15 protein-coding genes are annotated in these 22,088 nt (G+C 71.9%); 7 read left to right on the top strand and 8 right to left on the bottom strand.

Features of this window, described 5'->3' with window-relative positions; translation table 11 throughout:
- Positions 1-61: 61 nt before the first annotated feature.
- Entirely contained in the window at positions 62-886 is an 825-nt protein-coding gene (locus OG251_RS02190) for a hypothetical protein (protein ID WP_326675300.1), read from the top strand.
- A gap of 338 nt (positions 887-1,224) precedes the next feature.
- On the opposite strand, the gene OG251_RS02195 is transcribed toward OG251_RS02190, so the two are convergent.
- Complete coding sequence (locus tag OG251_RS02195; protein WP_326675301.1) at positions 1,225-1,623, bottom strand: hypothetical protein; 399 nt, start codon at positions 1,621-1,623, stop codon at positions 1,225-1,227.
- A gap of 553 nt (positions 1,624-2,176) precedes the next feature.
- Between OG251_RS02195 and OG251_RS02200 the strand changes: the two genes are divergently transcribed.
- Positions 2,177-2,593, top strand: a complete 417-nt coding sequence (locus OG251_RS02200; RefSeq protein WP_326675302.1) for a helix-turn-helix domain-containing protein — start codon at positions 2,177-2,179, stop codon at positions 2,591-2,593.
- Positions 2,594-2,838: 245 nt separating this feature from the next.
- Here the strand turns inward: OG251_RS02200 and OG251_RS02205 are convergent, their stop codons facing one another.
- The 4 genes from OG251_RS02205 to OG251_RS02220 form a co-directional block, all read right to left on the bottom strand.
- Positions 2,839-3,681, bottom strand: coding sequence for an alpha/beta fold hydrolase (locus OG251_RS02205; protein WP_326675303.1), 843 nt, complete (start codon positions 3,679-3,681; stop codon positions 2,839-2,841).
- A 257-nt stretch (positions 3,682-3,938) separates the two neighbouring features.
- On the bottom strand, positions 3,939-4,490 hold the full coding sequence (locus tag OG251_RS02210) for a GNAT family N-acetyltransferase (protein ID WP_326675304.1): 552 nt from the start codon (positions 4,488-4,490) through the stop codon (positions 3,939-3,941).
- 234 nt (positions 4,491-4,724) lie between these two features.
- Positions 4,725-13,169: a type I polyketide synthase gene (locus OG251_RS02215; RefSeq protein WP_326675305.1), complete on the bottom strand. Its 8,445-nt coding sequence runs from the start codon at positions 13,167-13,169 to the stop codon at positions 4,725-4,727.
- A gap of 500 nt (positions 13,170-13,669) precedes the next feature.
- Positions 13,670-14,509 (bottom strand): hypothetical protein, encoded by an 840-nt coding sequence (locus OG251_RS02220; RefSeq protein ID WP_326675306.1) that lies wholly within the window; start codon positions 14,507-14,509, stop codon positions 13,670-13,672.
- A 671-nt stretch (positions 14,510-15,180) separates the two neighbouring features.
- Here OG251_RS02220 and OG251_RS02225 point away from each other — a divergent pair.
- On the top strand, positions 15,181-15,513 hold the full coding sequence (locus tag OG251_RS02225; RefSeq protein ID WP_326675307.1) for a hypothetical protein: 333 nt from the start codon (positions 15,181-15,183) through the stop codon (positions 15,511-15,513).
- A gap of 680 nt (positions 15,514-16,193) precedes the next feature.
- Here the strand turns inward: OG251_RS02225 and OG251_RS02230 are convergent.
- The 3 genes from OG251_RS02230 to OG251_RS02240 form a co-directional block, all read right to left on the bottom strand.
- Positions 16,194-17,120 carry a MerR family transcriptional regulator gene (locus OG251_RS02230; protein WP_326675308.1) on the bottom strand — a complete coding sequence of 309 codons (927 nt, stop codon included), beginning with the start codon at positions 17,118-17,120 and terminating at the stop codon, positions 16,194-16,196.
- 273 nt (positions 17,121-17,393) lie between these two features.
- Positions 17,394-17,774, bottom strand: a complete 381-nt coding sequence (locus tag OG251_RS02235; RefSeq protein WP_326675309.1) for an FKBP-type peptidyl-prolyl cis-trans isomerase — start codon at positions 17,772-17,774, stop codon at positions 17,394-17,396.
- A 280-nt stretch (positions 17,775-18,054) separates the two neighbouring features.
- On the bottom strand, positions 18,055-18,981 hold the full coding sequence (locus OG251_RS02240; protein WP_442818300.1) for an NADP-dependent oxidoreductase: 927 nt from the start codon (positions 18,979-18,981) through the stop codon (positions 18,055-18,057).
- Between the two features lie 153 nt (positions 18,982-19,134).
- Here OG251_RS02240 and OG251_RS02245 point away from each other — a divergent pair, with 153 nt between their 5' ends.
- The 4 genes from OG251_RS02245 (at position 19,135) to OG251_RS02260 (ending at position 21,687) form a co-directional block, all read left to right on the top strand.
- The gene (locus OG251_RS02245) at positions 19,135-19,815 is read left to right on the top strand and encodes a TetR/AcrR family transcriptional regulator (protein ID WP_326675310.1); all 681 of its coding nucleotides are present in this window, start codon (positions 19,135-19,137) and stop codon (positions 19,813-19,815) included.
- Between the two features lie 214 nt (positions 19,816-20,029).
- Positions 20,030-20,584: a hypothetical protein gene (locus OG251_RS02250; RefSeq protein ID WP_326675311.1), complete on the top strand. Its 555-nt coding sequence runs from the start codon at positions 20,030-20,032 to the stop codon at positions 20,582-20,584.
- Positions 20,585-20,884: 300 nt separating this feature from the next.
- Positions 20,885-21,094: a hypothetical protein gene (locus OG251_RS02255; RefSeq protein WP_326675312.1), complete on the top strand. Its 210-nt coding sequence runs from the start codon at positions 20,885-20,887 to the stop codon at positions 21,092-21,094.
- Entirely contained in the window at positions 21,091-21,687 is a 597-nt protein-coding gene (locus OG251_RS02260) for an HAAS signaling domain-containing protein (protein ID WP_326675313.1), read from the top strand. Before OG251_RS02255 ends, OG251_RS02260 begins: the two co-directional genes overlap by 4 nt.
- The last annotated feature ends 401 nt before the right edge of the window (positions 21,688-22,088 follow it).

Consider the following 22,088-nt stretch of genomic DNA (forward strand, 5'->3'; position numbering starts at 1 on the left):
GGTGCCCACGGGTCGGACCCGTCGCAGAATTCCCGTCAGTGACAGAGAAGGTGATGTCAGTATGCCGTTCGAAACAGATCTCGCACGTGCCCTGGACCGTACGACCGAGTCCCTCGAACCCGATCTCACCGCGCTCACGGGTGGAGCCGTGGAGCGTGGGAGGAGCCGCAGCCGGCGCCGACGTAACGTGGTGGTCATGGCCGGGGTCGGGGCCTGCGCGGCGGTCGCGGCAGCAGGTCTGGTGCTTCCCGGTGTGCTGGCAGAAAGTCGCCCGGCGGAGTCCGGTATGGAGACGGTGGCGCTGGCGATGCCGCGTTCCGCGATCACCGGTACTCAGATGATCGACGCGGTGAAGAAGACGTTCCCCGGGAGCCGGTTCGGCCACGACCACGGGCAGAGCAACGACCCCTCGGATCCGTCCGGCGGGTGGGTCGCCAACGGCGGGACGGACGTGAACGACGGGCACGGCGCCGCCGCTGTCGGTGTCTCGGCCCAGCGGCTCAGGCTGCCGCTCGGGGACGGCGAAGGGCTGAACTGCGACGACACGGCCGGGCGTGCGGAGGCCGGCGACACCTGCGAGCTGAGCGAACTGCCCAGCAGCGCCGGGCTTCCCGGCGGAGCCCTGGTGATGTCGGAGAAGATCGCGGAAAGGCAGCCGATCGGCGCGGACGCCGTCCCCGACTCCGAGATCGCTCACCGCTGGACGACGACGGTAACCCTGAAATCGACCGGCGCCCAGCTTCAGATGGTGCAGTGGGACACCACCGGCGACTCCGGCAGCGGAAGGCCGAAGCCGACCCGTGACACTCCCCCGCTCACTCAGAAGCAGGCGGTGGCCGCGCTCACCGGCCCCACCTGGGCACCCATCCTCAACGCCGTCGGCTGACCCATTGCCTCGCCGGAAACGGGGACAGAACCTCCGTGCCCTGCCGCGTCGGCAGGGCACGGAGGTTCTGGTCGGTGTGACGTCGTCCCCGTCGCCGGTCGAAGCGGGAGTGCACCGCACCGCCCGGGAGGTCGGCCCACGGGCAGCATCCGCGACAGGTGGCTCTCGCTCACGTAGCCGAAACACCGACTTCCCCCAGAATCGCGGCAGCCACCTCAACGGGATTCTCGTGCGACATACTCATTCTCACTCCTCCTCGACGGGCCCGGACATGCTGCGCCGTGCCGGCTCATGAAGGCCAAACACCCCCGCGACCACCGGCGGTGAGGCGCAGGTCGTCACGCTGGGTCCGCTGGGCCCCGTCTGTCCTCGACATGGACGATGTGGAGTTCGGTGCCATCCCGATGGCGCTTGGCACGTCCGAACAGCCCGACAGCGACCTCTGACTGAGCTTCGGACTCATCAGGGCCGACATAGGTAAGGACGTCATTGTGGTGCCCGGTGACGACCCAACCCTCGGCGTCCTTGAGGTCGATCACCCCAAAGTCTCCTGCCGAAGATCCGGCATGCGCCGGGCCGAACTTCTTCAGGATCTCGGTGGCCTGTTCAGCAAGCTCGCCATTCGGGGCGGTCAGCACGACACAAGTGCCGTGCTCGAACAGCACCCACGACTTGCGGGGGTCGGCGAGAAGCCGCTGCCAGACATCTATCAGAATCTCGGTATCCACGGCGGCCATCCTGCCGCACACCACTGACACAGGGTGGCGATCGACCGGCGCGTACGGCGAGCACACGGCACCTTCCGGTGGTGTGTGCGGGCCGGGCGGTCCGCCACCGCACAGGGCGGCGCATCCGGCCGGCAGACCCCGCGTACGGCCCGACGCCCGGCTACGTCGGCACGATCAACCGTTCTCAGCCGTGTCCGCCGCGCGGAGCGCATGGCCGACGGGTGCGTCGTGTTGTACGCGACCACCACCGACAGTGGGAAGGACCCTGCGATCCGGGAGAGGCGAACGAGTTGACCCTGGTTCTCGGCGGCCGGATGTGGGGGTCGCAGGCGCGCAGCGAGGTCCGGGCAACCGTCGGCGAGTTCCTCATGTGGAGCTCCTCACTCCCCTACGTCGGCCGAGCCGTCAGCGGCAGTCCGATGGACGCCCCGCGCGCCGTCGTGGTGCACCTCCCGCGGGCGCTCCTCCCGCTGCCACACGCCCTGATCCATCACCTGCTCGTCCGGCATCTCCCGGCCGCCGACGGCATGGGCGTTGTCCTGGCCCCCACCTGTGCAGCGTCATGGACCAGGGCCCCACACTCACCGAGCGGGACCGCAGAGCGCTCGGGCCCGCGACCCTGGATCTGGCCACCGCCTTCCTCGTATGTCGGCCCGGCCTGCTCGACCGGGTACAGCCGGAGTCCCGCACCCGAATGCTGCTGGCCCGTATCGACCACTTCATCGACGCCAACCTCACGGATCGGACGCTGTCTCCCTCGGACATCGCCGCACACCACCACCTGTCCGTCCGCACGCTCCACACACTGTTCCGGCAGCGGGAGCGGACCGTGTCCGCGACGATCCGCCACCGGCGGTTGGAGGGGGCGCGAGCCGCGCTCAGCAATCCGCGCCTACGTACGCTGCCGATCCGCGCCGTCGCCGCGCAATGGGGCTTCACTGACGCGACCTTGTTCAGCCGCACCTTCCGCGTGACTTAGGGGACCACGCCCCAGGGTCACCGCCACGGAGCGGCACTCCCTGCCGATGGCCGACCGTCCGCATCCTGAAACGCGGACTGCGGTTCAGCGTCGGCAACTGCGTCACTCGATCGAGGCGTTGAGGGACACCGCCCGTCCGCGCTGTCGTCCCGCACCCAGTGCACCGCGCGTTCCGCGGACGCGGGCGCACGGCCGTGCCGGGCCTCCGACAACCACCGCCGTACCCGCGCGGCACGGGCCGTCCTCTACCCGAGCGCGAGCATCGCTTCGGCGACCTCCTGTGCCGCCGCATCGGGGATCGCAGTGGCGGCCTCTTCGAGGACGAGCAGCCGCGCACCAGGGATCTCGCGTGCGATCGCCTCGCCGTTGCCGACGGGGAAGAACCGGTCACGGCGGCCGTGGACGACGAGCGTGGGCACCTCGATCCCGGGCAGGCGCTCGCGCCAGCGGGGTGTGCAGTCGAGCTTGGAGAACACCAGGCCCATCTGGTTGGCCATCTGGACCGGGGGTACGGTGCCGGGCGTGCGGTCCCAGATGCGCTCGGCTCTCGCGCGCGCGGCGACCGGGTCGTCGCCGAGGATCTCCGCACCGGCGGCAGCGAACTCCCCCACCGCCTCACGGTCGGTCCAGTCGGGCATCGAGTGCGCGAAAAGTCGGCCCATCGTCGCCTGGTCATGGTCGGGGAGGTCGTCGTCGGGCGGGCCGGGCGCGACCGCGCGGGTGCCGGCCAGGGTGAGTGCCGAGAACGCGCCCGGACGGTCGAGCACGGCCACCTGAGCAACCATCCCACCGACGCCGATCCCCGCGAGGTGCGCGGGCCCTCCGCCGAGCGTGTCGACAAGAGCCGCCGCGTCGGCGGCGAGGTCGCGCAGGTTGTAGGCGGGCGCCTCCGGGTCCGCCGTCGTCGACTCGCCGCTGTCGCGCAGGTCGTAGCGCACCACGCGGCGCCCGCCCGCGGCGAGGCGCTCGCAGAGCGCGTCGGGCCAGGAGAGCATCGTCGTCCCGCCCACGAGCAACACGAGTGGCGCGGCGTCGTCACCGAAGGACTCGATGCCCAGGACGACCTCATTGGCGTTGACGGTGGTCATCGCATCACCGTATCCGCCAGGAGCACACGACTCCCGAAGCGGCGCGTCGGACGTACAGCGGACGGTCGCCCCCGATGTACGCAGAGGCGCATACGGTGCACGACGTTCACCGGCGTCCCTGGCCCCAACGGCATGGACGCGATGTTCTTCGCGCACGGCTCCGGTGTCCCCTCCCACCCGGCCGATCAGGCCCTCGAACGCCTCATGCCGACGGGCAGGGTCTACGCAGTCCGCTGCACGCCTTCACGCACCGGTGATCAGCGGTGGCCGGGGCTCTCCCGCAGCCGGTCCTCAGGCAGGAGCGTGCCGGCCGGCCGGAGCACCAGGTCGCGCTGATACCAGGTGCCCTGCTTGCCGCCGATGTGGGCGGGGTCGGCGCGGCCGACGGGGACGAACCCGGCTTTGGTCAGCACCTTTTGGGACGCGGCATTCCGGCAGGCCGTGGCCGCTCGCAACGTGCGCAGCCCGTGCTCGGCCGCCGCCAGCCGGCACACTTCCCTGACGGTCGCGGTCGCCACGCCGCGGCCGGCGACGTGCTGCGCGACCCGGTAGCCGAGTTCCGCGGCGCGGTCCTCGATGTCGACCAGGTTGAACCTGCCGAGTACCGAGCCGTCCTCGGCGACGAGCACGTAGAAGGCGCAGATGCCCGTCTCCTGCTCAGCCAGCAAGGCGTTGTACCTGTCGGTGAACCGGGCGAAGAAGTCGTCGCCGCGGTCGGAGACCGAGGCAGCGAAGTAGGCGCGATTCGACAACTCGAAGGCCAGGACCGCCGGGGCATGGCTGACGTGCAGCCGCTTCAGCTCGGGCATGGCCCAACCATAGCCAGGTGGTTCGCCGGGGACACCTGATCTCCGGCGGCGATGGACGGCCCCGATCCCAGGGGCACATGACGATCCGCGGCGAACGGCATCGGCCGCGGGTACGGGTACGGATGCGGGTGCGTGCGGGTGCGGGTACGGGTGCGCGCGGGTGCGGGTACGGATGCGGGTGCGTGCGGCGTAGCCCTTCCGCGCACCCGCACCCGCACCGTTCCCCGGACGTCCTCAGGTCCGGTCGCCGAGCCACCGGTGGATGGCGAGTGCGGTGGTACGGGCGTGTTCCTCCAGCATGGTGAAGTGGTCCCCGGGCACGGTGACCTCGGCGTGCGGCAGGATCCAGTCCGGGGCGGGTTCGGCGCCGGGCAGCAGGTCCCGGGCCCGGACGTACAGGGTGGGACAGGTGAGCGGCGCGGGTTTCCAGTCGCTGAACAGCTCGAAGTATCCGGCCATGGCGGTGAGTCGGTCGGTCTCGGCCGAGGCGAACTCCCCCGCTCGGCGCAGCATGTCCGAGGTCATCGCGGAGAGCGCCTGACCCCGGTCACCGTGACCGGGGGGATAGGTGTCCACCAGGACGACGGCCGCCGGAGCCGCGCCCTCGGACTCCAGACGTTCGGCCACGGCATGGGCCACCCAGCCACCGGCCGACCGCCCCAGCAGTACCGCCGGACCTCCGGCCGCGGCCGCGCGGGCGGCGTCGGCCTGCGCGGTGACGAGGGCGTCCAGTGTGGCGGGCAGAGCCTCTCGTGGCTCGAACCCCGGGTGCCGCACCGCGGAAACCGGGCGCAGCCCTCGCAGTCCGGCACCGAGGCGCGCGTACTCCTGCGGTCCGGACAGGGCGCTGAGCGCGGGGGAACAGACCAGCCGGGCGCCGGAACCGCCCGCCGTGAGCACGACGGGATCGTGGGTCGCACCGGGCGTCCCGGTTCCGTCGAAGACCGGGCGCAGGCGCGCGGCGATGGTGAGGAGCACCATGCCGTCCCAGCTCCGTCCCCGGGCGCAGGCGGTACGAAAGAGTTCGCCCAGGGAGTCCGGAGCTCCCCCGGTGTGCGGTGCCTCGGCGGGCCGCGTCCGGGCGTCCGGCCCGGTGCCCGCCGCCGGAGCGCCCGCCGGACCCCCACCCGTACCGTCATCCGCCGGTAGGCCCGGGGAGCCCGCAACGCCGGCAGCGTCGGGCCGGGTCTGCGGGCTTCCCGGGCCGTCGGAAGCGGCGCCCGCAGAAGGTGCCTCGGGGGCAAAGCGCCGCGTCAGCTCGGCGGCGAGCGCGCGCGGTGTCGGGAAGTCGAACAGGAGGGTCGACGGCAGCGCCAGCCCCGTCCACGCCGCGAGCTCATTGCGCAGATCGACCGCGGCCAGGGAGTCCAGCCCCAGGTCCGCCAGCAGGGTGTCCTCGTCGATCTCGCTCGCCCCCTCCCCATGGCCCAGGACGCGGGCGGCGAGGGTCCGTACCTTCGTGAGCAGCGCCCCGCCCTGCTCGCCGGGGCGAGCGGTCGTCGGCGCCCGGCCGAGTCGGTCCCCGCCCCCCTCGCCGGCGTCGGCGACAGGTGTGCGGAGCCGGTTCCCCGCCGGTTCGGAGCCGCGGAGAGCGGCCGGGGCGAGGCGGGCGGCCACCACCACGGGTTCGTCCCCGGCCACGGCGGCGTCGAAGAGCGCCAGACCTTCCTCCGGCCCGAGCGGGCCGAACCCGGCGCGGTCCATCCGCCGCCGATCCGCGTCGCCGAGGTGCTCCATCATTCCTTCGCTCTGCCGCCAGGGGCCCCAGACGATCGACGTACCGGGCAGTCCGAGCCGCCCGCGGTGTCGTGCCAAGGCGTCCAGCGCGCAGTTGGCCGCGGCGTAGTTGGCCTGGCCGGCGGAGCCGAAGGTGCCCGCAACCGAGGAGAACAGCGCGAACACGGCCAGGTCGTGTCCCCTGGTCAGTTCGTGCAGAGCCAGGGCGGCATCCGCCTTGGGGCGCAGCACCTGCCTCAGACGGTCGGCGGTGAGCGCGGTGACGACTCCGTCGTCGAGCACTCCCGCGCTGTGCACCACACCGGTCAGCGGGTGGGCCGCCGGTACCGTGTCGAGCAGCGCGGCGAGCGCGGTACGGTCCGCGACGTCACCGGCGTGAACGGTGACCTGGGCACCCGCCTCACGCAGCTCCGCGACGAGTTCCCGGGCCCCCGGGGCGTCCGGCCCGCGGCGGCCGACGAGCAGCAGATGCCGGACTCCGTGAGCGGCGACCAGGTGCCGCGCCACCAGCATGCCCAGGGAACCTGTGCCGCCGGTGACCAGGACGGTGCCCTCAGGGTCGAGCGGCCGCCGCTTCGTCGGCTTCGTCGCCGCCTCGGCCACTGGCACCAGTTTCGGTACGTATGCCGCCCCTCGGTGTACGGCAGCCTCCGGTACCTGGGCGGCCAGCAGGGCGGGCAGGGCGCTCCAGGAGCCGGGGTGTTCGTCCACATCGATCAGGGCGAAGCGGCCCGGATTCTCCCGCAGGGCGGAGCGGACCAGTCCCCAGACCGGTGCGTGCGACGGTACGGACGCGGTCTCACCGGACCGGTCGTCGTTCCCGCGAGCGGTGCCGTCCGCGGGGAAACCGTCATCTGCAAAAGCGACGGCGCCGGACGTCACGAGGACCAGACGGGAGCGGGACAGGTGCGGTTCGGCCAGCCACTCCTGCACGAGCTTCAGCGCCCAGCCCGCTGCGCGCAGCATCCCGGCAGCTTGGTCCTGCGCGTCGCCGGTCGTGTCCGGCAGCGGGCACGGTGCCACGACGACGGCTGACGACGCATCGCACGCCGCCGGCCCCGGGTACACCGGGACGCCGGAACCCGGGGGCGCGAGGGCGTCCACCAGCCGTGTGCCCGCCGTGCCCAGAACCCCCCAGCGGGGCATCGCCACGGGTGCGGGCGGCTCGGTCAGCGGCACCCAGTCCGTCCGGTGGAGAGCTGCGGCGGCGGCCTCCGCCGTCGCCGAGCCGGTGCGCGGAAGAGGCCGCAGCGTCAGCGATCGGACCGTCGCCACCGCTGCGCCCGTCTCGTCGCTCAGCTCCACTCCGGCCCGGCCGCCGGGCCCTGGGGTCAGCCGGACCCGCAGGCGCTGTGCGCGGGTGGTGTGCACGCGCACTCCATTGAAGGCGAACGGCAGGGACAGCCCACCGGCCGCCGGGCCGCCGGGCCCGGAAGCGTTCGTGACAAGGCTGTCCAGGGCCAGGGCGTGCAGCGCCGCGTCGAGCAGCGCGGGATGCAGGACGAAGTCGGGGCCGCCCGCCGCCGGGCGCGGGGTCCGGGCCGCTTCGGGCAGCACCACGTCGGCGTACAGCTCCTCCCCGTGCCTCCAGGCGGCACGCATGCCCTGGAACGCGGGGCCGTAGCGCAACCCGTCGGCGGCCAGCCGCTCGTACGGTCCGGTCCCCGGTCCGTCGGCGTGCAGTGGCACCGTCTCCTCCGGCGGCCAGGACGCGTCCGGCCGGGGCGCGCCGCCGGTTTCGGCGGCGGTCGCTCCCCCGTCCAGGGGCGGCTGGACCGTCGAAAGAGTTCCGGCGGCGTTCCGGAGCCAGGGCTGCTCACCCGCCGGAGTGTGCGGCCGGGAGTGGAAGAGCACGGTCCGCCGTCCCGCTGCGTCCGTCCCCGCCACCTTCACCTGCAAGGCCACGGAGCCGTCCGGGGGCAAAGCCAGCGGCGCGGTCAGGACGAGCTCGTCCAGAACGGCCGCACCCGCCAACTCGCCTGCGTGAAGGGCCATTTCGACGAAGGCGGTGGCCGGTAGCAAGATCTGCCCGGCCACCACATGGTCGGCGAGCCACGGCTGGTCGCGCACCGAGAGCACCCCGCTCAGCAGCAATCCGTCGTCGTCGGCCGTGCGGGTGGCCGCGTGCAGGAACGGATGGGTGGTCTCGGGCGTCGGGGACACGGGCGCCAGTTCCGGGGCGGCCTCCAGCCAGTACCGGCGGCGCTGGAAGGTGTACGTGGGCAGTGCGACGCGGCGCCCACCGCGCCCGGCGAAGACGGCCTGCCAGTCGACGGGCACGCCGTGGGCGTGCAGCGTGGCCAGTGTGCCGAGCAGGGCGTCCGCCTCCGGCCGAGTCCCGCGCAGTGTCGGCAGGACCAGCGGTGCCTGACCCCGTCTACCGCCGTCCATGCCGCCCGTGTCCGGGTCGGTCGGGGCCGGTCCGGACGGGACCAGGTCGGCCGGGGCAGGTCCGGTGGAGCCCGGTCCGGTTGAGGCGAGGCAGTCTCGTACCAGGCCGGTGAGCACCCCGTCCGGGCCCAGTTCGACGTAGTGTGCCGCGCCTCGGTCGCCCAGGTGCGCCACCGAGTCGGCGAAGAGGACCGGGCGGCGGACGTGGTCCACCCAGAACTCCGGTGTGCACAGCTCCTCGTCGGTGGCCGCCCGGCCCTGCACTGCGGTGATCAGAGGCAGCCGCGGCGCGGCGAAGGAAAGACGCCGGACCACGTCCGCGAAATCGGCCAGCACGGGCTCCATCCGGGCGGAGTGGAAGGCATGACCGACCCGCAGCGGCGTCACCGCACGGCCCAGCTTCCGGAAGTACGCGACAGCTTCCCCCACCGCGGCCCCGTCGCCCGAGACGACCACCGAGGCGGGCCCGTTGACCGCGGCGATCTCCACCGCACACCCGGTGTCGGCGAGGTGGGCGGCCACCTCGTCCGCGCCGGCGGCCACCGCCGCCATCGCGCCGCCCGGAGGCAGCGCGTCCATCAGCCGTCCCCGGGCCGCCACCAGTGTGCACGCGTCCGCGAGGGACAACACCCCAGCGACATGTGCGGCCGTCACCTCGCCCACCGAGTGCCCTGCCACCAGGTCGGGGCGTACCCCCCAGGCCTCGAACTGCCGGAACAAGGCCGTCTCCAGGGCGAAGAGCGCCGGCTGCGTGAACCGGGTCGTGTGCAGCAGCGCACCCTTCTCCGTACCGGGCTCGGCGAACATGGCGTCCCGCAGGGGCACCGGCAGCAGCGGGTCGAGCAGTGCACAGCACTCGTCCAACGAAGCGGCGAAGGCCGGATACCGGTCCCGTGACTCGTACAGTTCACGGCCCATACCGACGCGCTGGCTGCCCTGGCCGGTGAACAGCAGGGCCAGCGGGCCCCGGTGGCGGGACGTGCCCGGATACGTTCCGGGCCCGCCGCCGTCCTCCGCCACGGCGCGCAGGGAGCCGAGCAGCCCCTCACGGTCCCGGGCCACCGGCACGGCCCGGTGCTCGAAGGCCGCACGCGTGGTGGCGAGTGAGTACCCGATATCCACCAGGGACACGTCGGGTGCGGCGACCACATGGTCGTACAGCCGTCGCGCCTGGGCCCGCAGCCCCGGCACGCTCCTGGCCGACACCGGAAAGGCCACCGCGGCCGGTCCGGGGTGTGTCGCGCCTCCCGCCACCGCCCCGGGCGCGACGCGACCGCTCGCGAGACCGCCGTCCGCTGCCCCGTGCGACGGTGCGGCCTCCCCGTCGTCCGGAGTCTCTTCGAGCAGCACATGGGCGTTGGTGCCACTGATGCCGAACGAGGACACCCCCGCCCGGCGCGGACGCTCCGTCGCGGGCCACTCCTCCGCCCGGCTCAGCAGCGCGATCCGCCCCGTGGACCAGTCGACACGGGGGGTCGGTTCGTCGGCGTGCAGGGTGCGCGGCAGCACACCGTGCCGCATGGCCTGCACCATCTTGATCACGCCGGCCACTCCGGCAGCGGCCTGGGTGTGACCGATGTTCGACTTCACCGAGCCCAGCCGGAGGGGACGCTGCCGCGCCTGCCGCCCGTACGTCGCGAAGAAGGCCTCCGCCTCGATGACGTCCCCCAGCCGGGTGCCGGTGCCGTGCGCCTCCACCGCGTCGATGTCCCCGGCATTGAGGCCCGCATCGGCCAGGGCCTGCCGGATCACCCGCTGCTGCGCCGGTCCGTGCGGTGCGGTCAGCCCGTTGCTCGCCCCGTCCTGGTTCACCGCCGAGCCGCGTACCACGGCCAGTACCGGAAGTCCGGCGCGGCGTGCCTCGGACAACCGGCTCAGCAGCAGCATTCCGGCGCCCTCGGCCCACCCGGTGCCGTCGGCCGACGCGCCGAACGCCTTGCAGCGGCCGTCCGGGGACAGCGCCCGCTGGCGGCTGAACTCCACGAACGATGAGGGTCCCGACATCACCGTGGCGCCACCGGCCAACGCGTAGGCACACTCGCCCCGGCGCAGCGCCTGGGCCGCCAGGTGCAGCGCCACCAGGGACGAGGAACACGCCGTGTCCACGGTGAGGGCCGGGCCTTCGAGACCGAAGGTGTAGGCGATACGGCCGGAGGCGACACTTCCGGCGTTGCCGAGGCCGAGGTAGCCCTCGACATGCTCGGGCGTCCTTGTCAGGTGGCGGGCGTAGTCGCTGTACATCAGCCCGACGTACACCCCGGTCGCCGAACCGCGCAGGGCGTCGGGGACGAGGCCGGCGTGCTCGAAGGCCTCCCACGCCACTTCGAGGAGCAGCCGGTGCTGCGGGTCCATGGCCAGCGCCTCGCGGGGGGAGATGCCGAAGAAACCGGGGTCGAAGCGGTCCGCGCCGGAGAGGAAACCGCCTTCGCGCACGTACGTACGTCCGGGCCGCCCCGGATCCGGGTCGTACAGCGCCTCGGCGTCCCAGCCCCGGTCGGTGGGGAAGGGGCCGATGGCGTCCCTCCCGTCGGCCACCAGCCGCCACAGTTCCTCGGGAGAGGTCACACCTCCGGGATAGCGGCAGGCCATCCCCACGATCACCACGGGGTCGTCGTCCGGACGGACCGCGCTCCCGTTCACGCGCCCGGTGCCGGACGGCGCGGCGGCGTTCTGCGCCCCGAGGTGGTCGGCGAGTGCGACGGCCGTGGGAAAGTCGAAGGCGACGGCCTCGGAGAGGGGCAGGCCGGTGACGGCCGACAGCCGCTCCCTCAGCACTGTCGCCGTCAGGGAGTCCATGCCCAGGTCCCGCAGGGCCGTGCTCGGCTCCACCGCCTCGGGCGTACAGCCGAGCACGGCCGCCACTTCGTTCCGCACCAGGGCCAGCAGGTCCTCCGACGGCTTCCCGGTGGCCTCCGCGACCAGCGACCGCGCGGGCAGGTCCGCGAGGTTGCGCCGCAGGGTCTTCCCGGAGGCGGTACGGGGAATCTCCGCCACCTCGAACAGCTCGACGGGGACCTTGAAACCGGACAGCTCCGCACGGCAGGCGGCGAGGACACGCCCCCTGTCCAGCACGCCGCCACCGGGCTCGGGGACCAGATAGCCGACCGGCACCTCACCGAAGACGGAGTGCGGGCGCCCGGCCACGGCGGCGTCCGCCACCCCCGGCAGCCGCCGCAACACCGCCTCCACCTCGGAGGGGTGGATGTTCACCCCGCCTCGAATGATCAGATCACTCGCCCGGCCGGTGATGGCCAGCCCGCCGAAGCCATCAATCCTGGCCAGGTCACCCGTGCGGAACCAGCCGTCGCGCAGTACGTCCGCGGTCGCTTCCGGCCTGCCGTGGTAACCGACCATGACCCCGGGCCCGTTGACCCACAGCTCGCCCTCACCCGTGTCCCGGCCGTCGGGGCCTCCGCCGACCCGGACCCGGGTGCCGGGCAACACCCGGCCCCACGCCCGGGACGCCCCGGACCCGATCGCCTCGCCCGGCGCCGGCATGGTGACCGGGCCCGCCTCCGTGCTGCCGTAGTGCTCCAGATAGGGGACACCGCAGATGGCCTCGAAGGACTCGCGGAACCCGGGCCCCGCCGCGGCACCGGCGCTGACGCAACCGCGCAGCGCGGGAGCGCCGAGACCGCCTCCGTCCTTGCCGCCGTCGTTGCCGCTCCCCTCGCCCCGGACCGCGTCGAGCAACGCCGAATACGTCGTGGGGACCCCGCCGAGCAAGGTGAACGAGTCATCCGCACCCCGCAGTTCGCCGAGCACCTCCGCCACCGAGAACCGGGGAAGCAGCACCGCGCTCGCCCCCACCGCGGTCACCCCGAGGAAGCACACCACCTGACTCATCGCGTGATGGAGGGGCAACGGCCACAGCACACGGTCCCGTTCGGAAAGGCCCAGGACACCGACGAGCCCCGTGGCGACCGTTGAGAGGCGGTTGCGCTGAGTGGACAGGACGCCCTTGGGTACGCCGGAGGAGCCCGAGGTGTAGAGCAGCCAGGCCACTTCGTCCAGTCCGAGATCGTCCCGGGCCTGCGATTGCGGATCCGTGCCCGCCAACTCCTCGTAGCGCAGAACGCCTTCCGCACCCGTGGCGGGCCGGTCCCCGGCCCCGTCCTCGTCTCCGGCCCCGTCCTCCTCTCCGCCTTCGGCCACCACCACGGTCAGCCCGGGTCGCACTGCCGATGCCGCCCGCCGCCTCAGGCGGACGTCATCGGTGATGAGCACCCGCGCCCCGCTGTCATCCAGCAAGCGGGCCAGCTCCGTCTCCGAGTTCCCGGTGTCCAGAGGTACGCCCACGCCGCCTGCGCGGGTGACGGCGAGCAGGCTCTCGACCGCCTCGACGCGATTGCCGAGGAGTACGGCAACCCGGTCGCCGCGCGCCAGGCCGAGGTCTGCAAGGTGACCGGCCAGCCGTGCGGTCCTCCGTTCCAGCTCCCGGTAGGTCACATGCCTGAGCCGGTCCCGAAAACAGACCTTGTCCCCCAGGTGCCGGGCGTGGTTCTTGAGCAGCTCCGGCAGTGATGTGACGACGTCGGCGTGCGTACCCACCGTATGACCTCCTTGAGATGACCCGTCGTTGAGGACGACCGCACAGTTCACCGGGTTGCCTCCCGGCGACGGGCGGACCACTTCGGGGTCCCTCCTCGCGTTTTCCCGCGGCCTTGGACACTCTTCACCGGCCGGCCCCCACCATCGGGCCCGGCTCCGGTCCACCGGCCCGGTCACCGCCGACAGACGTGCGCCGGGCCTACGCCCGATTCCAGGGGCGGTTGCCGCCGTGCGGGTGCCCGGTCAACGTGCACGACGGACCACCCGCTCGCGTACGCAGATGGTTGACGCGTCAATGCCGCATGCACGGCGGGCGGCACGGCGCCCCGGCGCCGCCGTCCGCATACCGGGACCGCGGCGACGACCGCAATGGCCCACGCCCCCGGCGGCATTGTCGTCGCGGCGGGGAGAAGCACTGCGGAGCACACCGCCGCGTGAAGTCGTGATCGCTCTGCGGGAATCTGCGGGAAGTCGAGGGCGAAGGCCATCCGTGGGAAGGGTCAGCGTGGGGGCCGTGACAGAGATGCCCCCGTCTCGGAGCCCTGCCGGATCATGGCCCGGCAATGGGTGCGCAGTCGTTGGGGCCACCGATCCTGCCACGCCCGCCAGACGAGGACGTGGAACACCACCAGAAGGAACCCGGAGAGCGCCGCGGTGCCCAGCGTCGCGGCTACCACTTTGTCGATCCTTTCGAAGCCCCCCTCGGCCCCGGCGCCATGTGTACCGGACGCCTTACGGGCCAGCAGCACGCAGGTGTTGACCGTGATCCACCCCGCGGCGATCATCCCCGCGGCCCACGGTGCGCGGTCGGCGCGGTTGTCACGCCGCGTACGGTGAAGCGGCAGATATCCGGTCACCAGCTCCGCGTGGGCCCCGCAGGCCGCCTTGAAAGCGGGGTGGCCGGTGAGTGCCTTCACCGTCACAGGACGTCGAGCGGACCATGACTCGCGGGCGAACCGCCACGCCTCCAGGACCAGGGGATGCTCCGGAGGAACCGCGACCTCCTGGTCCAACCCGGCCAAGGGGAGGAGCGGTTGCTTCGGGTCGAGCCTTACGGCCGGGTCGAGCCGAATCTCAGGGCTGGTCCGTCCCTCCGGGTCGAGGCCCGCCAGCCCCGCCGCGATCAGCGACCGCACGGCCATCTCGGCCGCCGCCCACTCCCGTTCCCTGGGATCCGACCGTCGAAATCCGGGCCCGAGCAGCCATGCCGCGTGGTATTCGTCCCACTCGCCCGACGCGAGCAGCCGGTCCGCGGTCCGCGCCCCGGCCCGGTAACTCGACAGGGCCAGTCCGCCGATGCCCAGGTTCAGGACCACCAGGACCCCACTCGTGCTCACCACGAGCCACACCACACCATTCATGGAGACAGGAATAGAGCATGTTCCCCGCAGCCGCTACGGCGCAGCCGTGATCGGGCCGGCACCACGTCCCATCCACAACCTGCCGGGGCCCATCAATGTGGCCGGAGCCTGGCGAGCCCGGACAGAACCGTCGGGCGGCAACCCGGCCGAACCCGACGACCACGACGACGCGGCTGCCGCGCATCCTTCCGGCACGTCGGTGAGGACGGCCGGGCGCACACCCGGCCATTGGGGTCAGGGCAGTTCCCGAACGGTGGCCTCCAGCCTTCCCCGGCCGTTGGCCGCCGCGCCGCTGGGTGCGAAGCAGCCGACCCGTCCGGCGGCGGTTCCGCCGCAGGCGGTGGAGCCTGCGGGGACGTTGACGCTCCGCTGGGCCGGGTTGGCGTTGAGGAGGCCGACGCACTGCTCGCGCCGGGGTGGGCGTGGTCGGTGTGGAGGCGGGGGACGCCTGCGTGGGGACGGACGCAGGCGAAGGGACGGCCTGGTCGGTCGTGTCGTGCGCCCCGGTCGCCCGGATGCCGACCGCGGTGCCCCCGCCGGACAGCAGCAGGACGGCCACCGCCCCGCCGACCAGCAGGACACCGGGTCGGATGCCGGGCTTCCTCGGATCCGCTGTCGGGTGCTTGGCCGGATCGTGAGGCACGGGGGGGGTGCGTGGTGCGGACCGGTACCGCTCCCGGCCGGCATCGGACCGGGCCGCCCGGCCCGTCTGCCTCTTCGAGTACGACCAGGCGCGCACGGCAGCCGTCCAGTTCGGTGATCAGGTCAGCGCGGCGGTGGACCAGCTGGCTACGGCGTTCCGCCAGGAGCCGGCTCGCCTCTTCGAGCTGGTGCTTCCTGTCCTGGCTGCCCGTGCTCGGCGAAGGCCGCGTCCGACGGCCCTCCTCCTCCAGGTCCGTGCGGAGCCGTTTCTCCCGCACACCGACCTCGGCCAGCTCCTCCCCGAGTCGGCGCAGCGCCTCCTCGCCGTCCAGAAGACGTAGCAGGAGTGAGTTCGCGGAGTGGTCGCCCACCATCAGGGAACCCCGTCGCTGTAGAGCCAACCGCCGCACCCGGCAGACGAGTCGAAAACCCACCCGTGCTGCTGCCCAGCACGTCCTGGCAAATATCGAAGCGCTGTCGAGCAGTGCAGCGGCACCAACGGGCAGGACGACAACGACCAGTTGCCCGGCCTTCAGGATGTCCGCGCGCCCCGCCACGGCGGCCGTCTCCCCCTCCCCCGGCACTGGGGCTCGGCAGGATCCGCAGGTCTTCGTACCGGGGTGGGATCATGGTCGGGAGCCTCAGCGCCCGAAGGCACCAACAACGGCGCGGAAGGCTCCGACGGCCTCGTGGACGAGCGGACCGCGGCCCAGCCGGTGTACCGGCCCGGGTCTGCCGACACAGTCGCGGGCCGGCAGACCCTGGCCGCCCTGGCCCCCGTCCGTCATGCCGTGACACCATGCGCGGCTCGCGGCCGGGTTCCGCATCGGTGCCACGACGGCCTGCCGCTACATGGGCAGGGCCTTCGATGCCCTGGCCGCACCGCACCGCACCTCGCTCCGGCTCCGGCCGAAGCAGTAAGTACCGTACGGACGGAGGCGTTCGTGCTCCTGGAGGGCACGCTGCCGCCTACCGACCGGGTCGCCGACATCATTGGAGGCCGGCCCCGTCCAGTCCGTGTTCAGGAAGCGGGTGATTCGTGGGCGGGGAGTTCTCCGGCCAACTCCATACAGCGCAGACGGGCCGGGGAGAAGTTGTAGGGCATCTTTCCCGTGGCCTCGAATGCGCTCATGGCCCCCTCCCCCTTGCCGGCGCTTTTGCCTGCCTCGCCCCCACCCTTGTCAGCGGTAGCGGTAGCGGGGTGCAACGCGTCCCAGGAGCCGAAAATCGCGTCGTCGCTCTCCGCCAGGCCGGAATCCTCGATAACGGCGTGCAGTGCCTTTTCGAAGGCGTGCCGTTCGGCAGCCACCCGGGCCACACGGGGGTCATCGACAGCGATCGTGTCATCGAGTGCCTCCTCGGCGGCATCAATACGGTCGGAGTCCTCCCGCAGTTCCGGGTGAGTGGCCAGGGCGATGAAACGGGAGGCCTGGACGGCAGCACCGAGCGGGCCGAAGATCCGCTCGGTGACCAGCAGGCTGTCCAGGTCCGTCTGGCGCAAGGAGCCTTCGGGCAGGCTCTTGAGGCGGCTGGTGACGAAGTCGGAGAGCAAACCCATCCTGCTGCCCTCGGTACGCATGCGCTGCACGGCAGTCCGCTGCCGCCGCAGTTCCGCTTCCTGGGCGACGAGGGTCTCCTCCAGCCGTTCCAGGATGCTCGCGATGCCGTCGTCGCCGTCCTTGCTGTCGGCACCGGCGGAAGCCGTGTCGGCGTCGGCGAAGGCGTCACGGATGTCGTCCAGGGCGATCCCGGCATCGGCCGCCCTGCGGATCCACAGCAGCCGGATCATGTCTTCGTAGCCGTAGCGGCGGCGGTCGTCGCCACCCCGCACGGGCTCGGGGAGCAGGCCGATCTCGTGGTAGTGACGGATCGCCCGCGGTGTGGTGCCGACAAAGGCCGCCGCGTCACCGATCTTGACCTGGCGCGGCGGGACGAAGGACGGATACATGAGCAGGGGCCTTCCTCAATAGGGCGGGAGATGAGTCCACCGGACCACATACCGCTACGGAAGGTGCAACCCGAGCCGCTCCGCCCGGTACCCGTGCCAGGACAAGCACCCCTTGTCCGTGACGATCGGTCACGGGCGCCGACGCGTGTTGCCGTCGGCGCGTACCTCTGTCCGTGGGTGCGGGTGAAGGGCGCGCGAGTGGGGCGTCGCGGCGGGCCGGCAGGTGTTGCCGGCCTTGGTTCCGGGTGGAGAGGACTCGGGGAGCAGAAGGCATCAGACTGCGACGGAGATCAGGTCCACCACGAAGACGAGTGTCGAGCCCGCCGGGATCAACGGCGAGGGTGACTGCTTGCCGTAGCCGAGGCGCGGGGGAACGATGATCTCGCGCCGGCCGCCGACCTTCATCCCTCTGACCCCGCGGTCCCAGCCCTTGATGACCTTGCCACCGCCCACGGCGAACTTGAACGTCTTGCCCCGGTCCCAGGAGGCGTCGAATTCCTTGCCGGACTCGAAGGTGACCCCGACGTAGTGAACCTGGACAACCCTGCCAGGCTTCGCTTCAAGCCCGTCCCCGACGACGAGGTCGCGGAAGGTCAGCTCGGTGGGAGCGTCACCCTCCGGAAGGTCGATCTCGGGCTTCGTCAGTTCACTCATTACCGCCTCGTTCGCTCGCAGCCGGGAGCCCTCGTACAGACCAGCCAGGCACATGGTCACTCTATGCAGTAGATCACCATGTTGCCGTGAACGCTGTTCTCTTGGGGTGCGTCACGTCCAACGGAGCGCGATGCCCAGCGTGACGGGGCGTTCTACGGGACGCCCCCCGTGCGGAGTTGGAGGGGCACCCCTTCGACTGGACGATATGAACCGCGATGCGGTGCAGGCCAAGCGGCGTGCGCACAACCGGCCTGCGGTCGCGGGCCGCAGCGTCCGCACGTCAGGGCACGGTGATGACGATCTTGCCGCGCGCGTGGCCCGTGGCGCTGGCGTCATGAGCTCTGGCAGCCTCCTTCAGCGGGAACACGGCGTGCAGCGGGACCGTGAGGCGGCCCTGGTCGGCGAGGTCGGCCGCCAGCGGTAGACCTGCCCAGCCCGGCGACTCTCCCGCTTCGGAGCGGGAGAACCGCACTCCGTGCCGGGCGGCGTCGAAGTCCGCGATGGTCACCACGTGGTGCGGGTCTCCGACGATGGCCACCAGTTCGGCGAGAGAGCCCTTACCAGCCGCGTCCAGAACCACATCGACACCGAGCGGAGCCAGTGGGGCGAGGCGATCGGCCAGCCCCGCCCCGTAGGTGACCGGTACGACGCCGAGCTGGGCGAGGAAGCCGTGGTTGCCTTCGCTCGCGGTGCCGATCACGGTGAGACCGCGGGCCTGGGCGAGTTGCGCGGCGATGGTGCCGACGCCACCGGCGGCACCATCGATCAACAAGGTCATGCCTTCGGCGACTTCCAGCGCCTCCAGTACGCGTGTGGCCGAGTCGATATTGCCCGCAGCGCCACCCGCTTCCTCGAAGGACCATGACCGAGGCTTGGACGCCCATGCCTCCAGCACCGCGTACTGGGCCGCGGCGCCCCCCTGATCCACGAAGGGAACGAGGCCGAAGACCGCGTCTCCCACGGCGGCCCCGGTCACCCCCTCTCCCACCTCGTCGACGATTCCCGCGGCATCCATGCCGGGTATATGGGGGAACTCCACGGTGGCGATGTCCCGCAGCATCCCTGAGCGCAGGTAATGGTCGGCAGGGGTGACGCCGGTGGCACGCACCGCGATGCGGACCTGACCGTGTCCCGCGTGCGGCTCTTCGACCTCCTCGACACCAAGGACCTCGGAACCGCCATAGCAGTGGTATTGCACAGCGAACACGGACAACCTCCGTAAAAATGGCACGTCGTTCAACGGGAGAACTCGCAGCCGCTCACCTCTGCGGCAGAGAGCCGGCCGCAGGGGCACCGCGGCACCAGGTCACGCTAACCCGCTAAACGGTTGACCCCTTCCGTTTGTGATTAAGTGGGAGACATGCCTGCTCAACCGTCTCGGAACCCGCCCCCCTCCGCATCCGGCGCCCCCGCCTCGGGGCAGAGAGCCGACGCCCGGCTCAACCGCACCCGGCTCCTCCAGGCCGCCCGCGAGGCGTACGCCCTCGACGGCACCGACGTACCTTCCAGCACAATCGCCCGCAGAGCGGGCGTGGGTGCCGCCACCCTCTACCGGCATTTCCCGACACGCGGCTCGCTGATCGCCGCCGCGTTCTCCGAACAACTCGGCCAGTGCGTCGCCACTCTCGACGAGGCTCTTCAGGACGACGATCCCTGGCACGGACTTCGCAACGTCCTCACCAAGGTGTGCATGATGCAGGCCCAGGACCGCGGGTTCAGCGCCGCGTTCCTCTCCCAGTTTCCCGACGCGCCGGACGTCCATCGTGAGCGTGCCCGCGCCGAGACATCCCTCGCCCAGCTGGTACAGCGCGCGAAGGACACCGGGCAGCTGCGCAAGGACTTCGACCCCAGCGATGTCACCCTGTTGCTCCTGGCCAACAACGGCGTCGTGCGAGAGTCCCCGGCGGCCTCCATGGCCGCATCCCGTCGCCTGCTCGCCTACTTCCTCCAGTCCTGCCTGCCGACGGACGGCACACCCCTGCCCGAGCCCGCGCCACTCCGCCTGGACGACCTCTACAGACCACCGCGTCGAACGGCGTGACCGCCGATGTGCTCAAGGTCCCGTGGTCGGCGGGCTCCAGAGGAACGGCGGCGGGAACTCCTCCTTCGATGGAGAGTGCCGGATGCCCGTCGGCCAGCGGACATCCGGGTTCCCCCAGAAGGAGCAGCCGGGCAGCGGGGGCCGCACCGCCCGTACGCCGTGGCACACTCGTCCCTTGATCGCGGGGGCCGCACTGCCCCCGACCCGGGAGGACATGACTGTGCGCAGAACCAAGTGGGCCACCGTGGTGGTAGCAGTCATCGCACTCGGAGCCGCAGGCTGCGGCACGAGCGACGCGGGCACCGAGGTGGACGCCACCCCGAAGCCGCCCCGGCCCCAGGGCACCGGGGTACTCACGAAGGAAGTCGTGCGTACGGACCTCGACGCCTCGGCCGCGGACGCGGGCGTTCCGGCGAACGCACCGGAATATGGGCGGACGAGCGAGGACGCCCCGGCCGGCTCGGCGCCGCAGTCGTGCGGCGTCGCCTTCAAGGGGTTCGGCACCAAGACCGCCCCGGTGGACATCGCCCGCTACGAGGCGGTGGTGGGCGAGTTGCGCGAGCGCGACTGGCAGCAGCCCCAGGAACGCTATGAGCGCAAGGGCCCGGACGACGGGGTGGTCGACTTGGCCCGGGTGGTCCTCAATCAGCGCGGCTGGAGCGTGGTCGCGGAGTACCGGACCTTCCAGGAGGACGGCGTGATCACCCTGACGGCCTTCGAGGACGCCTGTGTGAAGGAGAACGACGCGGACGCGGGTCCGGTCGGCTGACCCCGCCCCGCTGCCCAACGGCCTCGTGCACGGCAATCCCTGACACCTCCGCACCGCCGCGTCCCGCTGGGCACAGCCTCGCCCCCGTGACGGCAGGCTCCACTGACGCGCCCGACTGCCCGTCGCGCACGGGGCGGTGAGAAGTTGCTTCCGATCTCCGGTCTTCGTCGGAGCCCCCGCCTGCTCACGCCCCGGTGACGACCCGGAAGGCCGTGGGCACCGGCACCACCGGTCCGACGGGTTGAGGAGATCCGCGCCCCCCTTTCCCATCCACTTGCCCCACCAGGTATCTTGCATCGCATGGAACCAGGTGATTCGGCCAGGCAGACCCGCGCAGCCACCCAGCTGCGCAAGGGCGTCCTGGAGTACCCCGTACTCGCCCTGATGCGGAACCGCCCCCGCTACGACGCGGAACTCCTCCACGAGTTCGCCCGCGTCCGACCCGGCTTCCGCGACACCGTCGACACCTTCTTCACCACCCCCCACCCCAGCACCGGAGACCTCGTATGAAGACCTCTGCCGACCCCGTACGCGACTACCTCTCCGCTGTCGAGCGCGAGGCCTCCGCGCTCCCCGCCGACCGTCGCCAGGAACTCCTCGCCGACCTCGCCGAACACATCGAGGTGACGCGCGCCGAGCGCCCCGATGCCGCGATCGGCGAGGTCCTGGCGGAGCTGGGGGACCCCCGCACGATCGCGGCGACGGCACTGGCGGAGGCGGGGAACGGGGCCGCCGGAGCCCCGGCCCGGAGCGGTGTCGGCATACCCGCCCGGCGTGGCAAGGTGCACCCCCTGGTCCCGCTCCTGATGCTCACGCTGTCGCTGCCCTTCATGATGGTCTTCCCCGACCTCCCCGGGCCGCTGTTCGGCGTCCTGTTGCGCGTCACCGGCGCGGTGCTGCTCTGCACCTCGGTGCACTGGGTCGCCGTCCAGAAGACCACCGGCGTTCTGCTTGCCGCCGTCCTGCCGAGTGCCGTCATCGCCACCTGGAACCTGTCCAGCGGCGGCCCGGCGGGCGACACCCCGGCCCTCGTGGCCAACCTGGCGATGCTCGCCGTGCTGGCCGGCACGGCAACATGGCTCTGGCGGGTCCGCCGCGCCTGAACCCGTCGTTCAACCGGCAGCGGTCACGTGAATCGCTCTCGGGTCGCGGTCGAACGGCCAGTGCTCGGAACCGAGACGGCTGACGGTGCCGGTGACGATCGCAGGTTCACTGTCGCGCACGGGCAGTCCCCCGCCCCTGGGTCGTGGACTCATGGGTGGGCCGGGCGGCACATCAACGGGTCCAAGCATGTCGGTTGTTGACGCACGCCGAGCCCTTTCACCGGCCTGGTCGACTTCCATGCCCCCGGGGAACGGCTGACGGCCATGCCGCCCCCGGGGTCTCCCACACACCCGGCAACTACCGGCTCCGAAGGGAGTCCTGGGACGACTGGTCCCTCAAGGGCGCCTCGACCGCGTCCGGTTCGGGGTCCCTGAAGGTGGCCGTGTACCGATGCACTGCA

Source organism: Streptomyces sp. NBC_01237 (genome assembly GCF_035917275.1).
GTDB lineage: Bacteria > Actinomycetota > Actinomycetes > Streptomycetales > Streptomycetaceae > Streptomyces.

What these genes read in the sequence shown, in the direction of transcription:
- OG251_RS02190 (WP_326675300.1), top strand. Translation starts at nt 62, where the DNA reads ATGCCGTTCGAAACAGATCTCGCACGTGCCCTGGACCGTACGACCGAG.
- OG251_RS02195 (WP_326675301.1), bottom strand. Translation starts at nt 1,623, where the DNA reads ATGGCCGCCGTGGATACCGAGATTCTGATAGATGTCTGGCAGCGGCTT.
- OG251_RS02200 (WP_326675302.1), top strand. Translation starts at nt 2,177, where the DNA reads ATGGACCAGGGCCCCACACTCACCGAGCGGGACCGCAGAGCGCTCGGG.
- OG251_RS02205 (WP_326675303.1), bottom strand. Translation starts at nt 3,681, where the DNA reads ATGACCACCGTCAACGCCAATGAGGTCGTCCTGGGCATCGAGTCCTTC.
- OG251_RS02210 (WP_326675304.1), bottom strand. Translation starts at nt 4,490, where the DNA reads ATGCCCGAGCTGAAGCGGCTGCACGTCAGCCATGCCCCGGCGGTCCTG.
- OG251_RS02230 (WP_326675308.1), bottom strand. Translation starts at nt 17,120, where the DNA reads ATGTATCCGTCCTTCGTCCCGCCGCGCCAGGTCAAGATCGGTGACGCG.
- OG251_RS02235 (WP_326675309.1), bottom strand. Translation starts at nt 17,774, where the DNA reads ATGAGTGAACTGACGAAGCCCGAGATCGACCTTCCGGAGGGTGACGCT.
- OG251_RS02245 (WP_326675310.1), top strand. Translation starts at nt 19,135, where the DNA reads ATGCCTGCTCAACCGTCTCGGAACCCGCCCCCCTCCGCATCCGGCGCC.
- OG251_RS02250 (WP_326675311.1), top strand. Translation starts at nt 20,030, where the DNA reads ATGACTGTGCGCAGAACCAAGTGGGCCACCGTGGTGGTAGCAGTCATC.
- OG251_RS02255 (WP_326675312.1), top strand. Translation starts at nt 20,885, where the DNA reads ATGGAACCAGGTGATTCGGCCAGGCAGACCCGCGCAGCCACCCAGCTG.
- OG251_RS02260 (WP_326675313.1), top strand. Translation starts at nt 21,091, where the DNA reads ATGAAGACCTCTGCCGACCCCGTACGCGACTACCTCTCCGCTGTCGAG.